The following is a 16,988-nucleotide window of genomic DNA, read 5'->3' as shown; positions in this document are numbered from 1 at the left end:
AGTGCCATGTGGGCGCGTGTCACGCCTCAGAATGCAGAACGCAGGTCAAATCCCAGGCTGATGTATTCGCGGTCGAACAGCGCATTGTCAGAGCTTGTCTTGCTGATTTCCAGCGTGCCGACAGGCTGGAACCCGTAGTATTCCACCTGACTGAACTGCGCTGTGGCACGTGCATCCACTGTCAGGTCGTCGCGGGGCCCGGCGTTCAGACGCGAGAAATCATAGGCGCGGTTCTCGACCGACAAACCAAAGCCCAGGCGCACACCATAGACAGGTTCCGACAGGTCGTAGTCGACGCCGGCCCGGATCGCGGTGTAGTCGCGTTCGACGTTGTCGGACACGCTGATCCGGTCGTCGATCGTAAACGTCACCAGATCACCTCGGTCCAGCACATAGCTGTAGCGCGCGCCGAACCGGTAGCTTATCACGTCGTCGAAACTGTCTTCGGCGATCTGTTTTTGCACGCCCGCGAGCAGGCGCAGCCGCGAACGATCACTGGTCGCCAGCGACTGTCCTACGCTTGCGTCGACGAAATCCTGATAGGGGGCGCCACCATACCAACTGGTGCCGATCCGCGCCGACAGCGTGGTCGGCAACAGGTCGGGTGCCAGTCTGACCCGGTGGGTCAGTCCGAACGACAGCTGCACAAAGGCATAGTCGCTGCCCTTGATATCACGCAAGGCTTCGGCGCTGGGGGTGTCGCCTGTCGCGTCCTCCAGCCGGGCCTCTGCCTCCAGTTCGTCCTTGGCGTCCTGGCTCAGGGTGTAGGTGGTCCCGTCGATGCTGACATCGAAAAATGTCGCTGATGTTTCGCTGTCGCGCAGGCGGTAGCGGGCGGTCGCACCCAGATTGTAGGCCAGACCCGACAGGGCCTGCGCATCGCGTGACAATGTCAGCGCGAACGGCAGTCCCAGCAAAAACGCCTCTCGGGATTGAGAGCCGTTATTGATGTTGGACGATGGCCGAATGCCGAACGACAGGTCCAGTGACAGTGGATTGCGGTTCCGCACAAAGGCATAGTCTTCGGCCACACCTTCGGCGGTTTCGGCGTCCGGAGCATACTGGCGGGCACGCCGCAGCCAGAACTGGGCACGGCTATCGTTGTTCTGCTCAACATGGGCGCGGGCCACGATGCGGGCGGCGACATAGGCTTCGACGTCGGTTGTGGACGCGCTGTAGGCGCGCGCACCCAGCGCGACCGCATCCGCTGGCCTGTTTTGCGCCGTGGCGATCCGCGCGGCCGTAATCAGCGCGGTCACGTCCCGGTCGTCACGCGCCAGCAACGCATCCAATACGGATTGCGACGCGGCCAGGTCGCCTGCATTTGCCAGTTCAATCGCCAGTGCGCGCGTCTCGTCCGCGGTCAGTTCCACGTTCTGCGCATGGGCGGCAGAGGTCTGCAATGCCGCAACCACGGCGAGGGCGGACAGACATTGGGACAGGCGTGTCATCGGTACAGGATCACGCCGCCGGTTTCCTGCGCGGTGATCCCTTCGAACCGGGGGTCCTCTGATTCCAGCACCACGACACCGACAATTTCGCCGCCCGATCCGCTGGTCGTATCGCCAGCGATGATCCCCGTGAATTTCCCGCCTTCGTACGGTTCCAGCACGCCGGACTCGTTCAATATGAAATTCTGCAGTTCGACTTCGATTTCGCCTGCGGTGCTCAACGATTTGCTGCCTTCGACGACGATAATTGGCACGTTCGGGCTTTGCAGGTCGTCAGGGCCGGTCCCGGTCACAATCCGCACACCGTTTTCGTCAAAGAACCGGCGGTTCGTGATCGCACCTTTGACCGCGTCATTGGCGTTGAAGTCTTCGAAATCAATGTCGATGCTCATCTGGCCTGTGACATATTCAAGCTGTGACCGTGCCGGGGCGAACACCCTGACACCGGCGTAGTCGCCCGAAAATGTCGCCTGCCCCTCGTTTGGCAGGACGGTGCCGCCGTTGCGTTCATAGACATAGCCACCAAACCCATAGCCTGCGTAGCCGCCGGTCCGCACGATGGCGAAACTGGTGCGCGGGTCACCATCGACCCGGTTCTTGCTGACACCATACAGTGCCACATACGGCACGATCTGGCTGACGGGATCGCCCGTCAGGAAATCGCGGACCGTCGCGTCGGCCTCGTAGACGCGCGTGGTGCCAAGCGTGGCAAGCGCACCGGTCTTGCGCGTATAGACGTTTTCGCCATCAAACCCGAGGTTGTCGACACTGAACGTGTCGTTCGCAGCATTGTAGGACACATCGGTCACCAGACCGCCGCCCTGACTGTTGCGGGCCTCGAACCGGAAAATGTCAGACGATGCGCTGACATCCTCGGTGCCGGGGGGCAGGTCAAGGTCGTCATCGTCCGCGACCTGCGCATCCGATTGCACGTCTTCGAATAGGGGCTGGCCATCACCGCATGCGGCAAGCCACGCCAGTGCAGAGACTGTCGTCAAGAATCGGGTCATGGTCGCACACCTGCTCAGGTCGTTTTTGTTGCCCCAATGTCCGCAGGGGCAGGCCCCGAGTCAATCAATACGCTCGAGACGCGCGAAAAACGGGGCCGTGCGTGCGCCATTTACAACGTGGCACTTGCCGACGGCATCATTTAGCTTGCCCCGGAATCGTCACCGTCCGAGGAGGTTGCCCCTTGCGCCAGTATCATGACGCGCTGCGTCTCGTCCTTGAACAGGGTGTGCCATCCACCGACCGGACCGGCACCGGCACGATCAGTCATTTCGGCATGCAGTGCCGCTATCCGCTGGCTGACGGGTTCCCGCTTGTCACTACCAAGAAGCTGCACTTGAAATCCATCGTGCACGAACTGCTGTGGTTCCTGTCGGGGGATACCAACGTACGGTATCTGCAGGAAAACGGTGTGTCGATCTGGAACGAATGGGCCGATGAAAACGGTGATTTGGGACCGGTTTACGGTCACCAGTGGCGTCATTTCCCCCGCGTGACACAAGGCGACGACGGCATCGTGCTGCTCGGCGAGGTCGATCAGATTGCCAAACTGGTCGAGGCCATTCGCACAACACCCGACAGCCGTCGCCTGATTGTGTCCGCCTGGAACCCCGGCGAGGTTGACGCCATGGCCCTGCCGCCATGCCATACCCTGTGGCAGGTCCGGATCGCGGGGGGCAAACTGCATCTGCAACTCTATCAGCGGTCTGCCGACATGTTCCTGGGGGTGCCGTTCAACATCGCCTCATACGCGCTGCTGGCGCATATGCTGGCACATGTGACGGGCTATACGCCGGGGGATTTCATCCATACGATCGGGGACGCGCATATCTACAACAACCACCGCGAACAGGTGGATTTGCAATTGTCCCGCACCCCCAAGACGTTGCCGACGCTGCGCCTGACGCGCGATGTGACGTCGATTTTCGATTTCAGATACGATGACTTTGCCTTTGACGGCTATGATCCGGATCCGGCGATCCGTGCGCCGGTGGCCGTCTGATGCTGACACTGATCGTTGCCTGCGCCCGCAACGGGGCCATCGGACGCGATGGGGACATCCCGTGGCACGCACCAGAGGATCTGGCGATGTTCCAGCGCGAGACCACGGGTGGCGCGCTGATCATGGGGCGACACACCTGGAACAGTCTTCCGGTGAAGCCGCTGAAAAATCGGATGAATTGCGTTGTCTCGCAGGATAGCGGCCTGACGGAACACGTGTTCGGTGATGTTGGTGCGGCGGTCGCTGCCTGCTATGCCGCGGGCTATCAGCGGATTTACGGGATTGGCGGTGCCGGCATCTATGGCGCATTGCTGGGCATGGCGGATCGCCTGCTGATCACGCAGGTCGATCTTGACGTGCCCGATGCGGATACGTTCTTTCCCGACTTTGACACAGGGGCATGGACGCAGATCGCGACACGTACGCTGCGTCCCGCAGACCCGACTTGTATTTTGCACGAATATCTGCGGGTCAAGGGCTAGCGCTCGTATCCCGCCCAGACAGGAGCCATTGCGACGACATGCGTATCTTCTCACTCAAGACCTGCGATACCTGCCGCAAGGCGATCAAGGCTCTGCGGGCTGCGGGCCATGACCCTGTGGTGATCGACGTGCGGGCAGACGGTATCGCCGAGGCGGATTTGACCGCGTTGATCGACCGCTTTGGCGATGACCTGATCAACCGGTCCTCTGCAACCTGGCGTCAGCTGTCGGACACCGAACGCGCCGGGGCACCCCATGCCTTGCTGGCTGCCCATCCGACCCTGATGAAACGTCCCGTCATTCAGAATGGTGATGTCTGGACCCTGGGCTGGAAAGCTGACGCGCAAGCCGCCCACATTGGTCAGACCTCGGGCGCGTGATCCAGCGGACGTCTGCCGCCCAACCGTGAAATCAAATGGCGTTCGTCGTCGTTGCGGAAAAACGGAACGGTCAGGGGGGCCGTGGGATTTGCCAGATGGGCGGCAAGTTCGGCCAGCGCGACTTCGGTGATAAACGGCAGGTCCAGCGCGCGCGCGGCCTTCAGGTCGACCCAATGCAGGTGGGATAATTCGTCCTCGGCCCTGCCAAAGTCATCGGGATCGGTGATCAGTGCCGTGGCATCCACCAGAAAAAACCGGGCGTCGAACCGCCGGGGCGCACCCTGCGGCGTGACGGCCCGGAAAAAGAAACGCATGCCCGCAGCCGTCGGGCGATGGCCGCTGGCTGCGAAACCGCGCCATCCCCGTGGCGGGTCCGCCCAATCGCCGGGCACGCCCAGCATCTGACCCGTCTCTTCCCACAACTCTCGGATTGCGGCGGCAACCACGGCCTGCGCATCCGCGTCACTGTCGTTTTGCAAGGCCCGCCGGGTTTCGTTGCACAAGCCGGTCGGTGCAACCAAGGCATCGTTGGGATCGACTGCACCGCCGGGAAACACGAATTTATTGGGCATGAAAACGGCAGAGGCCCCACGCTGTCCCATCAACACCCGTGGGGTGCCGTCACGGCGCAACAGAATAACCGTGGCCGCATCGCGGATGGGTATATCAGCCGGGCTGACCAAACCCGTGCATCCCCTTTGACCACTGAATGCCCACGACCACCCCCTTGAGCCGTGGCAAGAGATACAGGGACAAGGCAACAGTCGAGACCGAAAACAGGATCGCCATCGTCATCGCGCTTGGCCGGAATTCGGTAAAGACCCAGATCATCAGCGGTGCCAGCAAGTGACCGACAATCAGGATCGTCAGATATGCGGGCCCGTCATCAGCGCGATGCTGCGACAGGTCTTCGGCGCAGGCCGGGCAGCGATCAACCACATGCAGATAGCTGTCGAACATGTCACCCTCACCGCAGTTGGGGCAGATCCGTTTGAAACCGCGCAGCATGGCGTTTTTCATCTCGCGGTCTTGCAGCGGCGTCTGTTTATAGCTCTGGGTCATGGCGTTGGTCCTTTTGGAACCAACATGGCATTCCGGGGCGAAATTGAAACCCTCTTTTGCAGGTTGAAAGGCCAGAGTTCTGTGCGGATCGTGATTTTATCGTCCCCGGTCAAGCTGCGGACAGATCGACGGCGACCGCATTGCGACCCTCCGCCTTGGCCCGGTAGAGCGCGAGGTCGGCCCGGTCGAACAGCGCGTCGAGCGCCCGAAGGGATTGCCCGTCGCCGGACCCTGCCGCTATGCCGACCGAAATAGTGACACGCAGCGGGCCGCGGTCGCCGCCTGCGTCAAAATATTTGGCTCCGATCCTTTCGCGCAGGCGCTGGGCTGCGGTTGTGGCGTCCGCCAGCGATGTGCGCGGCATCACGATCAGAAATTCCTCACCACCGATCCGGGCCACCAGATCGTCAGGTCGAAAACTGTTGCGCAGGCAGGCCCCGACGCCCGTCAGAACGCGATCGCCAGTGCTGTGCCCATAGGTATCATTCACCGCCTTGAAGTGGTCGATGTCGGCGACCATCAGGGCATAGTCGCACCCGGTTTCGCGGGCCTGTTCCGCAATCCGACGAAGATGGGCCAGGGCATAGCGGCGATTGAACAACCCCGTCAGGGGGTCCGTCATCGCGGCGGCTAGCCCCGTTTCGACCTGATCAAGCAGGCGGTCACGCTGGCATTTATGTGCAACGAGGACACGCGTGCGATGACACAGCTCGTCCTGTTCGAACGGTCCCAGGATCACGTCGTCGGCCCCCAGATCCAGCACCAGCGCGGCAGTCCGCAGGTCATCCTGGGCAAGCAGGATCAGCTGTGCTGCATGTCGCGTCTGGTCACGGGTGCGCAGATCGGCCAGCAGGCGGAACAGATCGTCCCCGTCGGACTGGCAGCGCGTTGCGTCGATGACGAAAACATCCGTCGCGACCCGGGAATCGTCGGCAAGGGCACCGTCACGGTCCATGACCCGCACCCGTTGCCCCAGCCCGGCCTGCAGCTGCGCTGAAACGATCGCAGCCGCCTGTGCGTAATCCGACAGCAGCGTGACACAGGCTGGCGCGATCCGGGGGCTGCGCGTTTCATCCAGTCCCATCATGCGGAGTGTCTCGCTGCGCAGGTCAAGTTCACGCGCGCGATTGCCGCGGCGCAGCAGATTGCGGACCCGCGCGAGCAGTAGTGTATCGCAGACCGGGCGCGGCAGCACATCGTCCGCCCCTGCATCCAGCGCCATGAAACGCGCCGCACTGGTATCCTGACCGCCGACCGAAATGATCGGCACGTTGCGCGTCGCGACCTGCCTCCGCAGATGCGCACAGAATGCGTGGCCATCGGAAAAGCTGTCGGTCAGATTGATCAGGATCATGTCAGGGCATCGTTTCTGAATGCTGGCATATGCGGCCGTGCAGTCGCTGACAGCCTCGACCTCATATTTGGCGGCGAGGAGTTTCACCCTCAGGACGATGCGATTTGTGGACACAGGGTCCACGATCAATAATCTACCGGACATTCTTCCAACCCTGTCTGATGGTTTCACCACCTTCTGACTGGACACTGCGCCCGATAGATTAAAAAAAGGTTCATCATTGCCAGGGGACATTCGATGACACCGGAACACGCCGAAATCATCGCGCTTCAGGCGCTGGCCCATGTCGTGGCGGATCAGGACCTGAGCGCGGCCTTCATGGGGCCGAACGGTCTGTCGGCCGGTGACATGCGGGCGGGCGCAACGGATCCCGCCTTTCTCGCGGCGCTGCTCGAATTCCTGTGCCAGCGGGATGATTGGGTGATGGCATTTTGCGATGCGCATGGACACGCCTACGAGGTGCCGATGCAGGCCCGCTATGGTTTGCCCGGAAACGAGGAGGTCAGCTGGACCTGATGGCACGCCCGACCGGACTGATCTTTGACAAGGATGGCACCCTGTTCGATTTCAACGCCACCTGGGGGGCGTGGACCCGCACCATGCTGGATGCAGAGGCCAGCGGGGACACGGCATTGGTTGCAAGGCTGGCGCAGGCCTTGGGCTATGATCTGACGGCAGGCCGGTTCCTGGCCGGCAGCATCGTCATTGCGGAACCCGTCCATGTCGTGGCCGATACCATCCTGTGGATCACGGGCCAGACGGACAAGCCAGCCCTGATCGCGCGTATGGACGCGGCCAGCGCCGAGGTCACGCAGCAGCCGGCGGCAGATCTGCCCGATCTGATGTCGCGCTTGCGCGCGGCCGGTCATGTCCTTGGGCTTGCCACCAATGACAGCGAGGCTCCCGCTCGCAGGCATCTTGCAGACCACGCGATCGACACTGCGTTTGATTTTGTTGCGGGGGCCGACAGCGGCTTTGGTCACAAACCGGGACCGGGGCAGCTGAATGCATTCTGTGCGCGGACAGGGATTGCACCGCAAGATTGCGCGATGATCGGCGACAGCACACACGACCTGACAGCGGGGCGTGCCGCCGGCATGATTTGCATAGGTGTGCTGACCGGACCTGCGCCGCGCACAGAGCTGGGACCCCACGCCGATGTCGTGCTCGACAGTATTGCCGACCTCCCGGCTTGGCTGGTTGACTAGGGCTGACGACCCACAGGTTGATGGCTGACGGTTTCGTGATCCCCGCGTGGGAAAATTTCTGGCGGCCTGCGAAACTCTGTGTCGTGCTTCATCGTGGTTCTAGCATCACAAGGCGGAATGACCCGCCGAGACAACAGAGAGAATATGCTATGACGATGAAAACATCCCTGATGACCGCCGCTGCCGTTCTGGCCCTTTCTACCGGTTCCGCATTCGCAGCGGCCCACGCCGCAGAGAACCCGATGGTTGGCGGCGCGGAAATGCTGCCCAGCATGACCATCGTCGAAAACGCATCCAACGCCGACAACCTGACCACGCTGGTTTCCGCTGTCGCTGCTGCCGGTCTGGTCGACACGCTGTCCGGCCCCGGTCCGTTCACCGTTTTCGCACCGACCAACGATGCATTCGCGAAACTGAACCAGGATCAGGTTGCCGAACTGCTCAAGCCGGAAAACCAAGCCGCGCTGGCGCAGATCCTGACCTGTCACGTTGTGGCGATCAACGCAGACTCCAGCACGATTGCTGGCATGATCGCTGACGCCAATGGCGAATTCGCCGTGGAAACCGTCGGCGGCTGCACGCTGATGGCAAAGCAGGACGGTGACATGATCACCCTGACCGACGAGCGTGGCCAGGTGGCCACCGTGACACAAGCCGACGTGACCCAGTCCAACGGCGTCGTTCACGTCATCGACACGGTCATTCTGCCCGCACAATAAATTGATCCTGGCCCTCGGGCCGGATTAGCAGAACGACATCGCCCCCGCACATCACTGTGCGGGGGCTTTGCGTTGGGACAGGTCCGGATCAGAACGTGCGCAGATAGGCCGTCAGGATCTGGCGCGCGGCTTCCAGATCGCCCCGGTCCACCATTTCGGTAACCGTATGGATATAACGTGTGCCGACCACGATCCCGATGGCGCGCGCACCCGATGCGGCCTGCTGGGCTGCAGCCCCGTCCTGTCCACCGGCTGCCAGCATGGTGCGCTGGTAGGGGATGCCTTCCTTGTCGGCCAGTGCCGCGAATTCACGGACCAGTCCCGTGTCCGCAATGAACGAACTGTCGCGCACGTGCAGGCCGAAACCCTTGCCATGGCGTGTCGTCGCCAGATGGTCAGCGATACCGGGGGTGTCGCAGGCCAGCGTGGTGTCGATGCCGATGCCGATATCGGGCTGGATGCGGTGTGCTGCGGTCTTGGCTCCGCGCAGGCCGACCTCTTCTTGGCTGGTGAATGCCACGTGGATTTCCGCACCACGACCGTCCTCGGCCAGCGCGCGGATGACCTCGATCCCCAGCCAGCAGGCGATCCGGTTGTCCAGCGCCTTGGACACGATCTTGTCGCCCATCTCCATCAGAGGCTCATCCATCACCACGAAATCACCGATTTGGACGTGGTCCTTGGTCGCGGCACCCAGGCCCGTGTCGATAAAGAATTCGCCGACCTCCGGCACCTTCTTGCGGTCCTCGGGGCTGGAGATATGGATCGGCTTGCCGCCGGGGTTCATTACCCCCTTGAGGTCGCCGTGATCGGTGCAGACAAGGACGCGGCGCGAAAACAGGTTGCGCGGGTCGAAACCGCCGACAGGCTGGACATAGATGAACCCCTTGTCGTCGATATGGCTGACCAGAAATCCGATTTCGTCCATGTGGCACAGCAGCATGATGCGTGGCGCATCCTCGGTCCCCGCGTCGCGGCGGCACAGCAGGCTGCCCATCGGGTCGGTTTCGACATGATCGAACAGACCGTCGATTTCCGACAGGATCAGGTCGCGGACCCGGTCCTCGCGTCCGGGGACGCCGGGCGTTTCGCACAGTCGCTTGAGCAGATCGATGTTCATGGGGGCACCTTTTGCAATTTGGATTTGCCGGCACCCTAAGCCCGTGCCGCGGGGCCCGCAACGCGGTGCCATTCGCAACGGCGCACAATGGACGCGACTTATCCCCGCGAAATGTGCCGCGCACCGGCGATTCGCCGCCTTATCCACAGCAGATCCGCCAAAACGGACTTTACACAAAGTAAACCTGCCGTCACGATATCTTGTAGGGGCGGAACAAGAACCATACCCGTCATAGAGCAGCAAACAAACGGGCAGGATCACCTCCGAAGTCCCGTAGAGAGGCAAACGATATGGCCCTGACAGACATGTTTCTGGACGCCGACGATGTGCATCCGATCGATCTGGTCGAACATCTGGCGGAACACCACGCCTGGGAATTCGACCGTGTGCACGATGATCGGATCGCAATGGCTGTCGAAGGCCAGTGGCGCACCTATGCGTTGACGCTGGCCTGGTCGCAGGCGGATGAAACTCTGCGCCTGATCTGCACCTACGAGATGGAGCCACCCGCATCGCGCTTGCCGGCGTTGTTCGAGGCGCTGAACGCGATCAATGACGACAGTTGGGGCGGGACGTTCACCTGGTGGGGCGATCAAAAAATGATGGTCTATCGTTATGGTCTTGTACTCGCGGGCGAGCAGGTGGCCAGCCCCGAGCAGATCGACACGATGATCCACACCGCCGTGACCTGCTGCGAACGCTATTACCCCGCACTGCAACTGGTCACCTGGGCGAACCGGTCCCCCGAAGAGGCGCTGAAAATCGCCATTGCGGAAACCTACGGTCGCGCCTGAACCTGCGCGTTGGTCAATTGCTTGCGCCCCTGCATGACGGGGCGTAGCGTTTGGGCGAATTGACAGATGGGGTGCCCGATATGGATATGAATGACGTTGCTGACCGTGGTCTGGTGCTGCTGGGCTGTGGCAAGATGGGATCGGCCCTGCTGGACGGCTGGCTGAAATCGGGCCTGCCTGCGGGTTCGGTCTGGATACTGGACCCCAATCCCAGTGACTGGGTCCGCGCCACGGGCTGTCATATCAACGATGGCACGCCGGATGCACCCGCCGTGGCGCTGGTGGCTGTGAAACCGCAGATGATGGGCGATGCGCTGCCTGCGATGGCAGCCTTGGGTGGCGGCAAGACGCTGTTCGTGTCGGTTGCTGCAGGCACGTCGCTGGCGCGGTTCGAGGCGGCGTTTGGCGCGGACAGTCCCATCGTGCGGACCATGCCCAACACGCCCGCCGCAATCGGGCGCGGCATCAGTGCGCTGGTCGGCAATGCCGCTGCGACCGATGACCACCTGTCACTGGCGGAGACGCTGATGAACGCGGTCGGCCAGACTGTCCGGCTGGACGACGAGGCGCAGATCGACGCCGTCACCGGCGTGTCTGGGTCTGGCCCGGCCTATGTCTTTCATCTGATCGAAACACTTGCCGCTGCCGGCGTCGAACAGGGCCTGCCAGAGGATGTTGCCATGAAACTGGCAAAGGCGACCGTCGGCGGGGCAGGGCAGCTGGCAGAGGACTCGGACGAGGATCCAGCCCAGCTGCGCCGCAACGTGACCTCGCCCAATGGCACGACCCAGGCCGCGTTGGAGGTGTTGATGGACGCGGAACACGGATTCCCCAAGCTATTGTCGCGCGCCGTCACTGCCGCGGCTGACCGTGGACGGGAGTTGTCGCGTGACTGATCAGATCGATTTCGACGATTTCATGAAGGTCGACGTGCGCGTCGGCACCGTGGTGCGGGCCGAACCCTATCCGGAGGCCCGCAAGCCCGCGATCAAGCTCTGGATCGATTTCGGTGGCGACATCGGTGAACGCAAGACCTCGGCCCAGCTGACGGTCCACTACACACCGGAAGGGTTGATCGGACGTCAGGTCATGGCGGTCGTGAATTTTCCACCGCGCCAGATCGGAAAATTCATGTCAGAAGTCCTCGTCATGGGATTTCCTGATGCCGATGGTGCCGTTGTGCTGGCGACGCCGGACCAATCGGTGCCGAACGGGGGGCGGTTGCATTGAAACGCCTTCTGCTGACTCGCCCGTTTCCGGACGCAACCATCGACGCGGTGCGCCCACACTTTGATGTTACGATCAGCGACGACGGCCCGCTGAGCGTCGAGGCCGCTGCATCGGCCTTGCAGGAATACGACGCAATCATGTGCACCTTGGGTGACGGTTTCACCGACATGGCATTCGCGACGCCCGACCTGCGGTGCAAGATGCTGGCCAATTTCGGCGTTGGCTACAACCACATTGACGTGCGCGCGGCCAAGGCTGCCGGCGTCACCGTGTCCAACACGCCCGGTGCCGTCACCGATGCGACCGCTGACATCGCGCTGACGCTGATGCTGATGGCCGCCCGCCGCGCGGGCGAGGGAGAGCGTCTGGTGCGCGCGGGAGAATGGACCGGATGGGAGCCGACGCAACTGCTGGGGATGCATCTGACCGGCAAACGTATCGGCATCGTCGGCATGGGCCGCATTGGTCAGGCCATCGCGCGTCGTGCGCATTTCGGTTTTGACATGAAGGTGATCTATTACAATCGCTCGGTCAAAGACGTAGATTTCCCCGCCCGACAGGTCGAGGAACTCAGCGGCGTGATGAGCCAATCGGACGTGGTCGTTGTGGCCGTGCCGGGAGGCGGTGAGAACGTCCACTTGATCGACGCTGACGCACTGGCGGAACTGAGCGACGGCGCGATTTTCATCAATATCGCGCGTGGCGACGTCGTGGACGAGGCATCACTGGTGGCCGCGCTGAAATCCGGGCGCATCAGCGCCGGTCTGGACGTCTACGAAAACGAACCGACGGTGCCATCAGAATTGCTGGGCTTGGACAACGTGGTATTGCTGCCGCACCTTGGCACGGCAGCGTTGGAGGTCCGCGAGGCGATGGGACAGCTCGCCGTGGATAACCTGATCGCGTGGGATCAAGGGGATGCGCCGCCAAACGCGGTCTAGCGCGGGATCATGCGGTGGATGACGCTTTTGTCACCACCGATGAAATGGTGATAGGCCGCTCCGGCGATGTGTAACACGATCAGGGCGATCAGCACCTTGCCGGTGACGTCGTGAACCTCTGCCATCCATTCCAGTTTCAAAAACCATGCGATCGCGCCCGCGACCGGCATGGCGATCAGGATTGCGTAGAACAGCCAGTGGGTGGCCCTGCTGACCGTCTGGATCAGATCTGGGGCATGTGCCGGCGGCGGCGGGATGTCGGTCGTGCGACGGATCATCAACCGCCACAGCATGAGTAGGCCAATCGACGCGCCCAGTATCGCGTGAAAGGCAGCGCCGGTCGTCCAACCGCCGCTGGCTGTTTCAAGCTTGGCGTCGAAAGCGGCCCCCATGTTTTCCGCAAAGAAGAACTGGACGGCGACCAGCAGGGCAATGATCCAGTGCAGGAACATGTGTTTACGGGAATAACGAAGGCTGTCTGACATGACTTTGGACCTAACAAATGACTAGGAATCAAACTCAGATCAGCAGATCCGGTTCCGCGTCGTCCATCGCTTCGCGCCAGTGTTTGCGACAAAGCGACACATATCGGTCGTTGCCGCCAACCTGCACCTGATCGCCCGCCTGAACGACGCGGCCATCCGCGTCCTTGCGCACGACCATCGTGGCCTTGCGTCCGCAGTGACAGATCGTGCGGACCTCTCGCATTTCATCGGCCAGCGCCAGCAGGGTGGCCGACCCTGGAAACAGCTTGCCCTGAAAATCGACGCGCAACCCGTAGCACATGATCGGCACGCCCAGATCATCGACTGCCCGGGCCAGTTGCCAGACCTGTTCCTCTTCCAGAAACTGCGCCTCGTCGATGAAAACGCAGGCGCACGGTTCCGCGTCCAGTCGGCGCGCGATTTTGGTGAAGAGGTTTTCGCCGGGGGCGAATGTATCGGCCACGTCGCCGATGCCGATCCGGCTGGCGATGCGGCCCTGACCGGCGCGCGTATCCAGCCGCGCCGTCATCAGATAGGTCTGCATTCCGCGCTCAATGTAGTTGTGGCTGGCTTGCAGCAACACGGTCGATTTGCCCGCGTTCATCGTGGAATAATTGAAATAGAGCTTCGCCATGCGCCTGCCTACCGCCACGGTCCGACCCTTTGCAAGAGCGTGCGTGCCTGTCTGCCGCTCACACCGCCGGATCGTCATGGAACAGATCAGCCCTGCGATCCGTTGTCCGACTGAAAAGACAAAGGATAAAGCCATGACCGACATTCCGACCCAAGCCTTTCACGACGGAAACGCGATCCCGAAATTCGGATTGGGCCTCTGGCAGGTGCCAAAGGATACATGCGCTGACGTCGTGCGCGATGCCATCGGCATGGGCTACCGCCTGATTGACGGTGCGGCGATGTACAAGAACGAAGAGGAGCTGGGCGAGGGCATCCGCGCAAGCGAGGTGTCACGCGATGATTTGTTCATCACGTCCAAGGTCTGGAACGACGGCATGTCCTATGACGACGTGCGCAAATCGGTCGATGACAGCCTGAAACGCACTGGGCTGGAAAAACTGGACCTGATGCTCCTGCACTGGCCCTTTCCGCAACAGGACACCTATGTCACCGCATGGAAAGCGTTGATTGACGCGCAGGCGGACGGGCAGATGACATCAATCGGTGTGTCGAACTTTCACAAGGATCATCTGGACCGCATCATCGGCGAAACCGGCGTGAAACCCGTCCTGAACCAGGTCGAGGTGAACCCGCGCCTGCAGCAATCCAAACTGGCCCAAGTCTACGATGCACGCGACATCGTCACGCAAAGCTGGTCACCGCTGGGCAGTGCGCGATCGTTCGATGCCGCCCCGATCAAGGCGATTGCTGACCGCACAGGCAAGTCCCCCGCACAGGTGATCCTGCGCTGGCACATCGACATCGGGAACGTCGTGATCAGCCGGTCAGGCAATCCCGATCACCTGCGGGCCAATATGGATATTTTTGATTTCAACCTGACCGACGATGACCTGACGGCCATCGCGGCGCTGGACACCGGCGAACGCACCGGGCCTGACCCCGATACGTTCAACGGGCTCGACTAGGCTCGTTCGACGACGACCGACCCGACCGAATACCCGGCGCCAAAGGAACAGATGATTCCCTTGTCGCCGGGAACCAGATCGTCCGAGTATTTCGAAAACGCGATGATCGAGCCCGCCGACGATGTGTTGGCATAATCCTGAAGGATATTCGGCTGTTCATCGGGTTCGGGGTCCCGGCCCATCACCTTTTTGCCGATATAGCTGTTCATCGTCTTGTTGGCCTGATGCAGCCACAGCCGTTTGAGGTCATCTGCGGTCAGACCCTCGTCGGCCATGTGGTCCGCCATATGCTGGCTGACCATGGGCAGCACCTCCTTGAACACGCGCCGCCCGTTTTGCATGAACTGCATGTCGCGGCGGTCCTCCATCTGGTCGCGCGTCCGGCGCAGGAAACCGGCGTTATTGCGGATATTGTTGGAAAATTCGGTCGCGCAACGGGTCGACAGGACCTTGAAATGCGCACCACTTGCCGCGTCCTCGGGTTGCAGGACCGTCGCGGTGCAGACGTCACCGAAAATGAAATGACAGTCGCGGTCGCGCCATTCGTGATGGCCGCTGGTGATTTCGGGGTTCACGACGACAGCCGCCCGCACCGACCCGGCCTTGATCATGTCGGCGGCCAGCTGAATGCCGAATGTCGCGGATGAACAGGCCACGTTCATGTCAAAGGCAAAGCCGCCGGCACCGATCAACTGCTGGATTTCGACCGCCACCGCCGGGTAGGCGCGTTCGATGTTGGACGCGGCACAGATCACCAGATCGACATCCGTGCCCGTGATCCCCGCCTGTGCCAGCGCCTTGGTAATCGCGTCCTGGGCGATTTCCGCCATCAAGGACGGTTCGTCGTCGCTGCGGGCGCGAAAATGCGGATACATCCGCGTGGGGTCCAGCACGCCGGTTTTGTCGATCACATAACGCCGCTCGATCCCGGATGCGGCAACGATGAAATCCTCTGACGAATGGGGCTTCGCCGCCGTTTTCTCTGCGGCGATGTCGTCGGCATGTTCCGCGTTCCACAGGTCCGCATAGGCATTATAGGCCGTCACCAGCTCGGCATTGGTGATGATTTCGGACGGGGTGAACACACCCGTTCCGGTGATGGCGGCATTTGGCATGATGGGACCTTTCGCTGGGTAACTGATTTTGCCGTTGCCGGGCGCGCTTGTCCAGCAAGTGGTCTCTTTACACGACGTCAGCTTCGTCGCAGGTTTCCAGCGACAGCGCGAGGAGACAGACCATGGCACAATGGTACTATGCGAACGACGGCAAGGAACACGGCCCGATTGACGAATCCGAATTCGGGGCATTGACCCGGTCCGGCATCATAGGCCCCCGCACATTGGTCTGGACCGACACCATGAAGGAATGGGAACCCGCCCACATGCATGTCGAGGGCGTGTCGCGGACCCCGTCACAGCCTGCGGGTGTCGGGCGACCCGCAGTGCCAGAGTATGCAGACACGGGCCGCGATTACCGCCGCCAAAGCGGGATGAAGGACGCGTTTCAGCAATTCTTTGCCCGCTATTTCGATTTCAAGGGACGCAGCAACCGCGGTGAATTCTGGTGGTTCATGCTGGACAGCATCATCATCGGTATCGTTCTGGGGATCGTCGATGCCGCTCTGTTTGGCGAAGTTGGTCAGGAATTCGGGGTGCTAGGCAATATCTGGTCGCTTGCCGTCTTTATCCCGACCATCGCGCTGACCGCGCGTCGCCTGCATGACATCGACAAATCGGGCTGGTGGCAGTTGCTCCTGCTTTTGCCCGTGATCGGTTGGATCATCCTGATCGTCTGGTGGTGTCGCGTGCCCGATGGCCCGAACCGGTTCGGCTGATCCTAACGACGCGGGACGGAATACAGGATGTAGCCGGGCACCTGTGCCACGGCCGACGCGCCCGTATCCAATGCAAAGACGCCGATGTTTTCCATGTCGACGGGGCAGGCCACGAGGTCGGCTGCGTCGTCCAAAAACTGATTGGTGAAATCATCCTCGGCCACACGACGGCATTGATCGCCGTCAGCGCGGTAGCCATCGCCGAACAGGGGTGGGGTATAGGTTGGTGCGACCGTGCAGGCCGCGAGAAGAACAACAGGCGTGAGGCGCAGCATGACGGGACCTTTCGTGATCTGGTCCCGTCATAGCACGTTTG

The 16,988-nt window shown here is 61.6% G+C and carries 22 protein-coding genes; 12 read left to right on the top strand and 10 right to left on the bottom strand.

Annotation, left to right across the window (positions count from 1 at the left end; all coding sequences use genetic code 11):
• Positions 1–26: 26 nt before the first annotated feature.
• Both BMX27_RS13610 and BMX27_RS13605 read right to left on the bottom strand, forming a co-directional pair.
• The gene (locus tag BMX27_RS13610; protein ID WP_090160361.1) at positions 27–1,451 is read right to left on the bottom strand and encodes a hypothetical protein; all 1,425 of its coding nucleotides are present in this window, start codon (positions 1,449–1,451) and stop codon (positions 27–29) included.
• A complete protein-coding gene (locus BMX27_RS13605) occupies positions 1,448–2,461 on the bottom strand; it encodes a hypothetical protein (protein WP_090160359.1) in 1,014 nt (337 codons plus the stop codon). The genes BMX27_RS13610 and BMX27_RS13605 overlap by 4 nt, the downstream gene beginning before the upstream one ends.
• Positions 2,462–2,643: 182 nt before the next feature.
• On the opposite strand from BMX27_RS13605, the gene BMX27_RS13600 reads away from it, so the two are divergent.
• The 3 genes from BMX27_RS13600 to BMX27_RS13590 are packed head-to-tail and all read left to right on the top strand — an operon-like array spanning position 2,644 to position 4,324.
• A complete protein-coding gene (locus BMX27_RS13600) occupies positions 2,644–3,462 on the top strand; it encodes a thymidylate synthase (RefSeq protein ID WP_090160357.1) in 819 nt (272 codons plus the stop codon).
• Positions 3,462–3,944, top strand: a complete 483-nt coding sequence (locus BMX27_RS13595) for a dihydrofolate reductase (RefSeq protein ID WP_090160355.1) — start codon at positions 3,462–3,464, stop codon at positions 3,942–3,944. Before BMX27_RS13600 ends, BMX27_RS13595 begins: the two co-directional genes overlap by 1 nt.
• 38 nt (positions 3,945–3,982) lie before the next feature.
• Complete coding sequence (locus tag BMX27_RS13590; RefSeq protein ID WP_090160353.1) at positions 3,983–4,324, top strand: arsenate reductase family protein; 342 nt, start codon at positions 3,983–3,985, stop codon at positions 4,322–4,324.
• Here BMX27_RS13590 and BMX27_RS13585 read toward each other — a convergent pair.
• The 3 genes from BMX27_RS13585 to BMX27_RS13575 form a co-directional block, all read right to left on the bottom strand.
• Positions 4,306–5,007 (bottom strand): NUDIX domain-containing protein, encoded by a 702-nt coding sequence (locus BMX27_RS13585; RefSeq protein ID WP_256212550.1) that lies wholly within the window; start codon positions 5,005–5,007, stop codon positions 4,306–4,308. The genes BMX27_RS13590 and BMX27_RS13585 overlap by 19 nt on opposite strands.
• Entirely contained in the window at positions 4,991–5,386 is a 396-nt protein-coding gene (locus tag BMX27_RS13580; RefSeq protein WP_090160351.1) for a DUF983 domain-containing protein, read from the bottom strand. Before BMX27_RS13580 ends, BMX27_RS13585 begins: the two co-directional genes overlap by 17 nt.
• A 109-nt stretch (positions 5,387–5,495) precedes the next feature.
• The gene (locus BMX27_RS13575; protein ID WP_177172725.1) at positions 5,496–6,884 is read right to left on the bottom strand and encodes a diguanylate cyclase; all 1,389 of its coding nucleotides are present in this window, start codon (positions 6,882–6,884) and stop codon (positions 5,496–5,498) included.
• Between the two features lie 93 nt (positions 6,885–6,977).
• Between BMX27_RS13575 and BMX27_RS13570 the strand changes: the two genes are divergently transcribed.
• The 3 genes from BMX27_RS13570 (at position 6,978) to BMX27_RS13560 (ending at position 8,667) form a co-directional block, all read left to right on the top strand.
• Positions 6,978–7,256 (top strand): DUF3572 domain-containing protein, encoded by a 279-nt coding sequence (locus BMX27_RS13570; protein ID WP_090160347.1) that lies wholly within the window; start codon positions 6,978–6,980, stop codon positions 7,254–7,256.
• Positions 7,256–7,948: an HAD family hydrolase gene (locus tag BMX27_RS13565; RefSeq protein WP_090160345.1), complete on the top strand. Its 693-nt coding sequence runs from the start codon at positions 7,256–7,258 to the stop codon at positions 7,946–7,948. The genes BMX27_RS13570 and BMX27_RS13565 overlap by 1 nt, the downstream gene beginning before the upstream one ends.
• Before the next feature lie 149 nt (positions 7,949–8,097).
• Complete coding sequence (locus tag BMX27_RS13560) at positions 8,098–8,667, top strand: fasciclin domain-containing protein (protein ID WP_090160343.1); 570 nt, start codon at positions 8,098–8,100, stop codon at positions 8,665–8,667.
• Between the two features lie 88 nt (positions 8,668–8,755).
• Here BMX27_RS13560 and BMX27_RS13555 read toward each other — a convergent pair whose 3' ends face one another.
• On the bottom strand, positions 8,756–9,787 hold the full coding sequence (locus tag BMX27_RS13555; RefSeq protein WP_090160341.1) for a M42 family metallopeptidase: 1,032 nt from the start codon (positions 9,785–9,787) through the stop codon (positions 8,756–8,758).
• Positions 9,788–10,077: 290 nt separating this feature from the next.
• Between BMX27_RS13555 and BMX27_RS13550 the strand changes: the two genes are divergently transcribed.
• The 4 genes from BMX27_RS13550 to BMX27_RS13535 all read left to right on the top strand — a co-directional run bounded on the left by BMX27_RS13550 (position 10,078) and on the right by BMX27_RS13535 (position 12,752).
• On the top strand, positions 10,078–10,581 hold the full coding sequence (locus BMX27_RS13550; protein ID WP_090160339.1) for a type III secretion system chaperone family protein: 504 nt from the start codon (positions 10,078–10,080) through the stop codon (positions 10,579–10,581).
• Between the two features lie 80 nt (positions 10,582–10,661).
• Entirely contained in the window at positions 10,662–11,477 is an 816-nt protein-coding gene (gene proC / locus BMX27_RS13545; protein WP_090160481.1) for a pyrroline-5-carboxylate reductase, read from the top strand.
• Positions 11,470–11,811, top strand: a complete 342-nt coding sequence (locus BMX27_RS13540; protein WP_090160337.1) for a tRNA-binding protein — start codon at positions 11,470–11,472, stop codon at positions 11,809–11,811. The genes proC and BMX27_RS13540 overlap by 8 nt, the downstream gene beginning before the upstream one ends.
• On the top strand, positions 11,808–12,752 hold the full coding sequence (locus BMX27_RS13535; protein ID WP_090160335.1) for a 2-hydroxyacid dehydrogenase: 945 nt from the start codon (positions 11,808–11,810) through the stop codon (positions 12,750–12,752). Before BMX27_RS13540 ends, BMX27_RS13535 begins: the two co-directional genes overlap by 4 nt.
• Here BMX27_RS13535 and BMX27_RS13530 read toward each other — a convergent pair.
• Together BMX27_RS13530 and BMX27_RS13525 are read right to left on the bottom strand one after the other, a co-directional pair.
• The gene (locus BMX27_RS13530) at positions 12,749–13,237 is read right to left on the bottom strand and encodes a cytochrome b (RefSeq protein ID WP_090160334.1); all 489 of its coding nucleotides are present in this window, start codon (positions 13,235–13,237) and stop codon (positions 12,749–12,751) included. The genes BMX27_RS13535 and BMX27_RS13530 overlap by 4 nt on opposite strands.
• 34 nt (positions 13,238–13,271) lie before the next feature.
• Positions 13,272–13,871 carry a thymidine kinase gene (locus tag BMX27_RS13525; protein WP_090160333.1) on the bottom strand — a complete coding sequence of 200 codons (600 nt, stop codon included), beginning with the start codon at positions 13,869–13,871 and terminating at the stop codon, positions 13,272–13,274.
• A gap of 133 nt (positions 13,872–14,004) precedes the next feature.
• Here BMX27_RS13525 and BMX27_RS13520 point away from each other — a divergent pair, with 133 nt between their 5' ends.
• A complete protein-coding gene (locus BMX27_RS13520; protein ID WP_090160332.1) occupies positions 14,005–14,838 on the top strand; it encodes an aldo/keto reductase in 834 nt (277 codons plus the stop codon).
• Here the strand turns inward: BMX27_RS13520 and BMX27_RS13515 are convergent.
• On the bottom strand, positions 14,835–15,953 hold the full coding sequence (locus BMX27_RS13515) for a beta-ketoacyl-ACP synthase III (protein WP_090160331.1): 1,119 nt from the start codon (positions 15,951–15,953) through the stop codon (positions 14,835–14,837). The genes BMX27_RS13520 and BMX27_RS13515 overlap by 4 nt on opposite strands.
• Before the next feature lie 122 nt (positions 15,954–16,075).
• Here BMX27_RS13515 and BMX27_RS13510 point away from each other — a divergent pair, with 122 nt between their 5' ends.
• Positions 16,076–16,672 (top strand): DUF805 domain-containing protein, encoded by a 597-nt coding sequence (locus BMX27_RS13510; RefSeq protein WP_090160330.1) that lies wholly within the window; start codon positions 16,076–16,078, stop codon positions 16,670–16,672.
• A gap of 2 nt (positions 16,673–16,674) precedes the next feature.
• Here BMX27_RS13510 and BMX27_RS13505 read toward each other — a convergent pair whose 3' ends face one another.
• Positions 16,675–16,947 carry a hypothetical protein gene (locus BMX27_RS13505; RefSeq protein WP_090160329.1) on the bottom strand — a complete coding sequence of 91 codons (273 nt, stop codon included), beginning with the start codon at positions 16,945–16,947 and terminating at the stop codon, positions 16,675–16,677.
• Between the last annotated feature and the right edge of the window lie 41 nt (positions 16,948–16,988).

Source organism: Loktanella sp. DSM 29012, from assembly GCF_900110705.1.
Lineage (GTDB): Bacteria > Pseudomonadota > Alphaproteobacteria > Rhodobacterales > Rhodobacteraceae > Loktanella > Loktanella gaetbuli.
This window is presented reverse-complemented; position numbering and strand designations above follow the sequence as displayed.

Excerpts from the sequence above, each read along its gene's own strand:
- BMX27_RS13610 (WP_090160361.1), bottom strand. The coding sequence starts at position 1,451 with ATGACACGCCTGTCCCAATGTCTGTCCGCCCTCGCCGTGGTTGCGGCA.
- BMX27_RS13605 (WP_090160359.1), bottom strand. The coding sequence starts at position 2,461 with ATGACCCGATTCTTGACGACAGTCTCTGCACTGGCGTGGCTTGCCGCA.
- BMX27_RS13595 (WP_090160355.1), top strand. The coding sequence starts at position 3,462 with ATGCTGACACTGATCGTTGCCTGCGCCCGCAACGGGGCCATCGGACGC.
- BMX27_RS13590 (WP_090160353.1), top strand. The coding sequence starts at position 3,983 with ATGCGTATCTTCTCACTCAAGACCTGCGATACCTGCCGCAAGGCGATC.
- BMX27_RS13580 (WP_090160351.1), bottom strand. The coding sequence starts at position 5,386 with ATGACCCAGAGCTATAAACAGACGCCGCTGCAAGACCGCGAGATGAAA.
- BMX27_RS13575 (WP_177172725.1), bottom strand. The coding sequence starts at position 6,884 with ATGTCCGGTAGATTATTGATCGTGGACCCTGTGTCCACAAATCGCATC.
- BMX27_RS13570 (WP_090160347.1), top strand. The coding sequence starts at position 6,978 with ATGACACCGGAACACGCCGAAATCATCGCGCTTCAGGCGCTGGCCCAT.
- BMX27_RS13565 (WP_090160345.1), top strand. The coding sequence starts at position 7,256 with ATGGCACGCCCGACCGGACTGATCTTTGACAAGGATGGCACCCTGTTC.
- BMX27_RS13560 (WP_090160343.1), top strand. The coding sequence starts at position 8,098 with ATGACGATGAAAACATCCCTGATGACCGCCGCTGCCGTTCTGGCCCTT.
- BMX27_RS13555 (WP_090160341.1), bottom strand. The coding sequence starts at position 9,787 with ATGAACATCGATCTGCTCAAGCGACTGTGCGAAACGCCCGGCGTCCCC.
- BMX27_RS13550 (WP_090160339.1), top strand. The coding sequence starts at position 10,078 with ATGGCCCTGACAGACATGTTTCTGGACGCCGACGATGTGCATCCGATC.
- proC (WP_090160481.1), top strand. The coding sequence starts at position 10,662 with ATGGATATGAATGACGTTGCTGACCGTGGTCTGGTGCTGCTGGGCTGT.
- BMX27_RS13530 (WP_090160334.1), bottom strand. The coding sequence starts at position 13,237 with ATGTCAGACAGCCTTCGTTATTCCCGTAAACACATGTTCCTGCACTGG.
- BMX27_RS13525 (WP_090160333.1), bottom strand. The coding sequence starts at position 13,871 with ATGGCGAAGCTCTATTTCAATTATTCCACGATGAACGCGGGCAAATCG.
- BMX27_RS13520 (WP_090160332.1), top strand. The coding sequence starts at position 14,005 with ATGACCGACATTCCGACCCAAGCCTTTCACGACGGAAACGCGATCCCG.
- BMX27_RS13515 (WP_090160331.1), bottom strand. The coding sequence starts at position 15,953 with ATGCCAAATGCCGCCATCACCGGAACGGGTGTGTTCACCCCGTCCGAA.
- BMX27_RS13510 (WP_090160330.1), top strand. The coding sequence starts at position 16,076 with ATGGCACAATGGTACTATGCGAACGACGGCAAGGAACACGGCCCGATT.
- BMX27_RS13505 (WP_090160329.1), bottom strand. The coding sequence starts at position 16,947 with ATGCTGCGCCTCACGCCTGTTGTTCTTCTCGCGGCCTGCACGGTCGCA.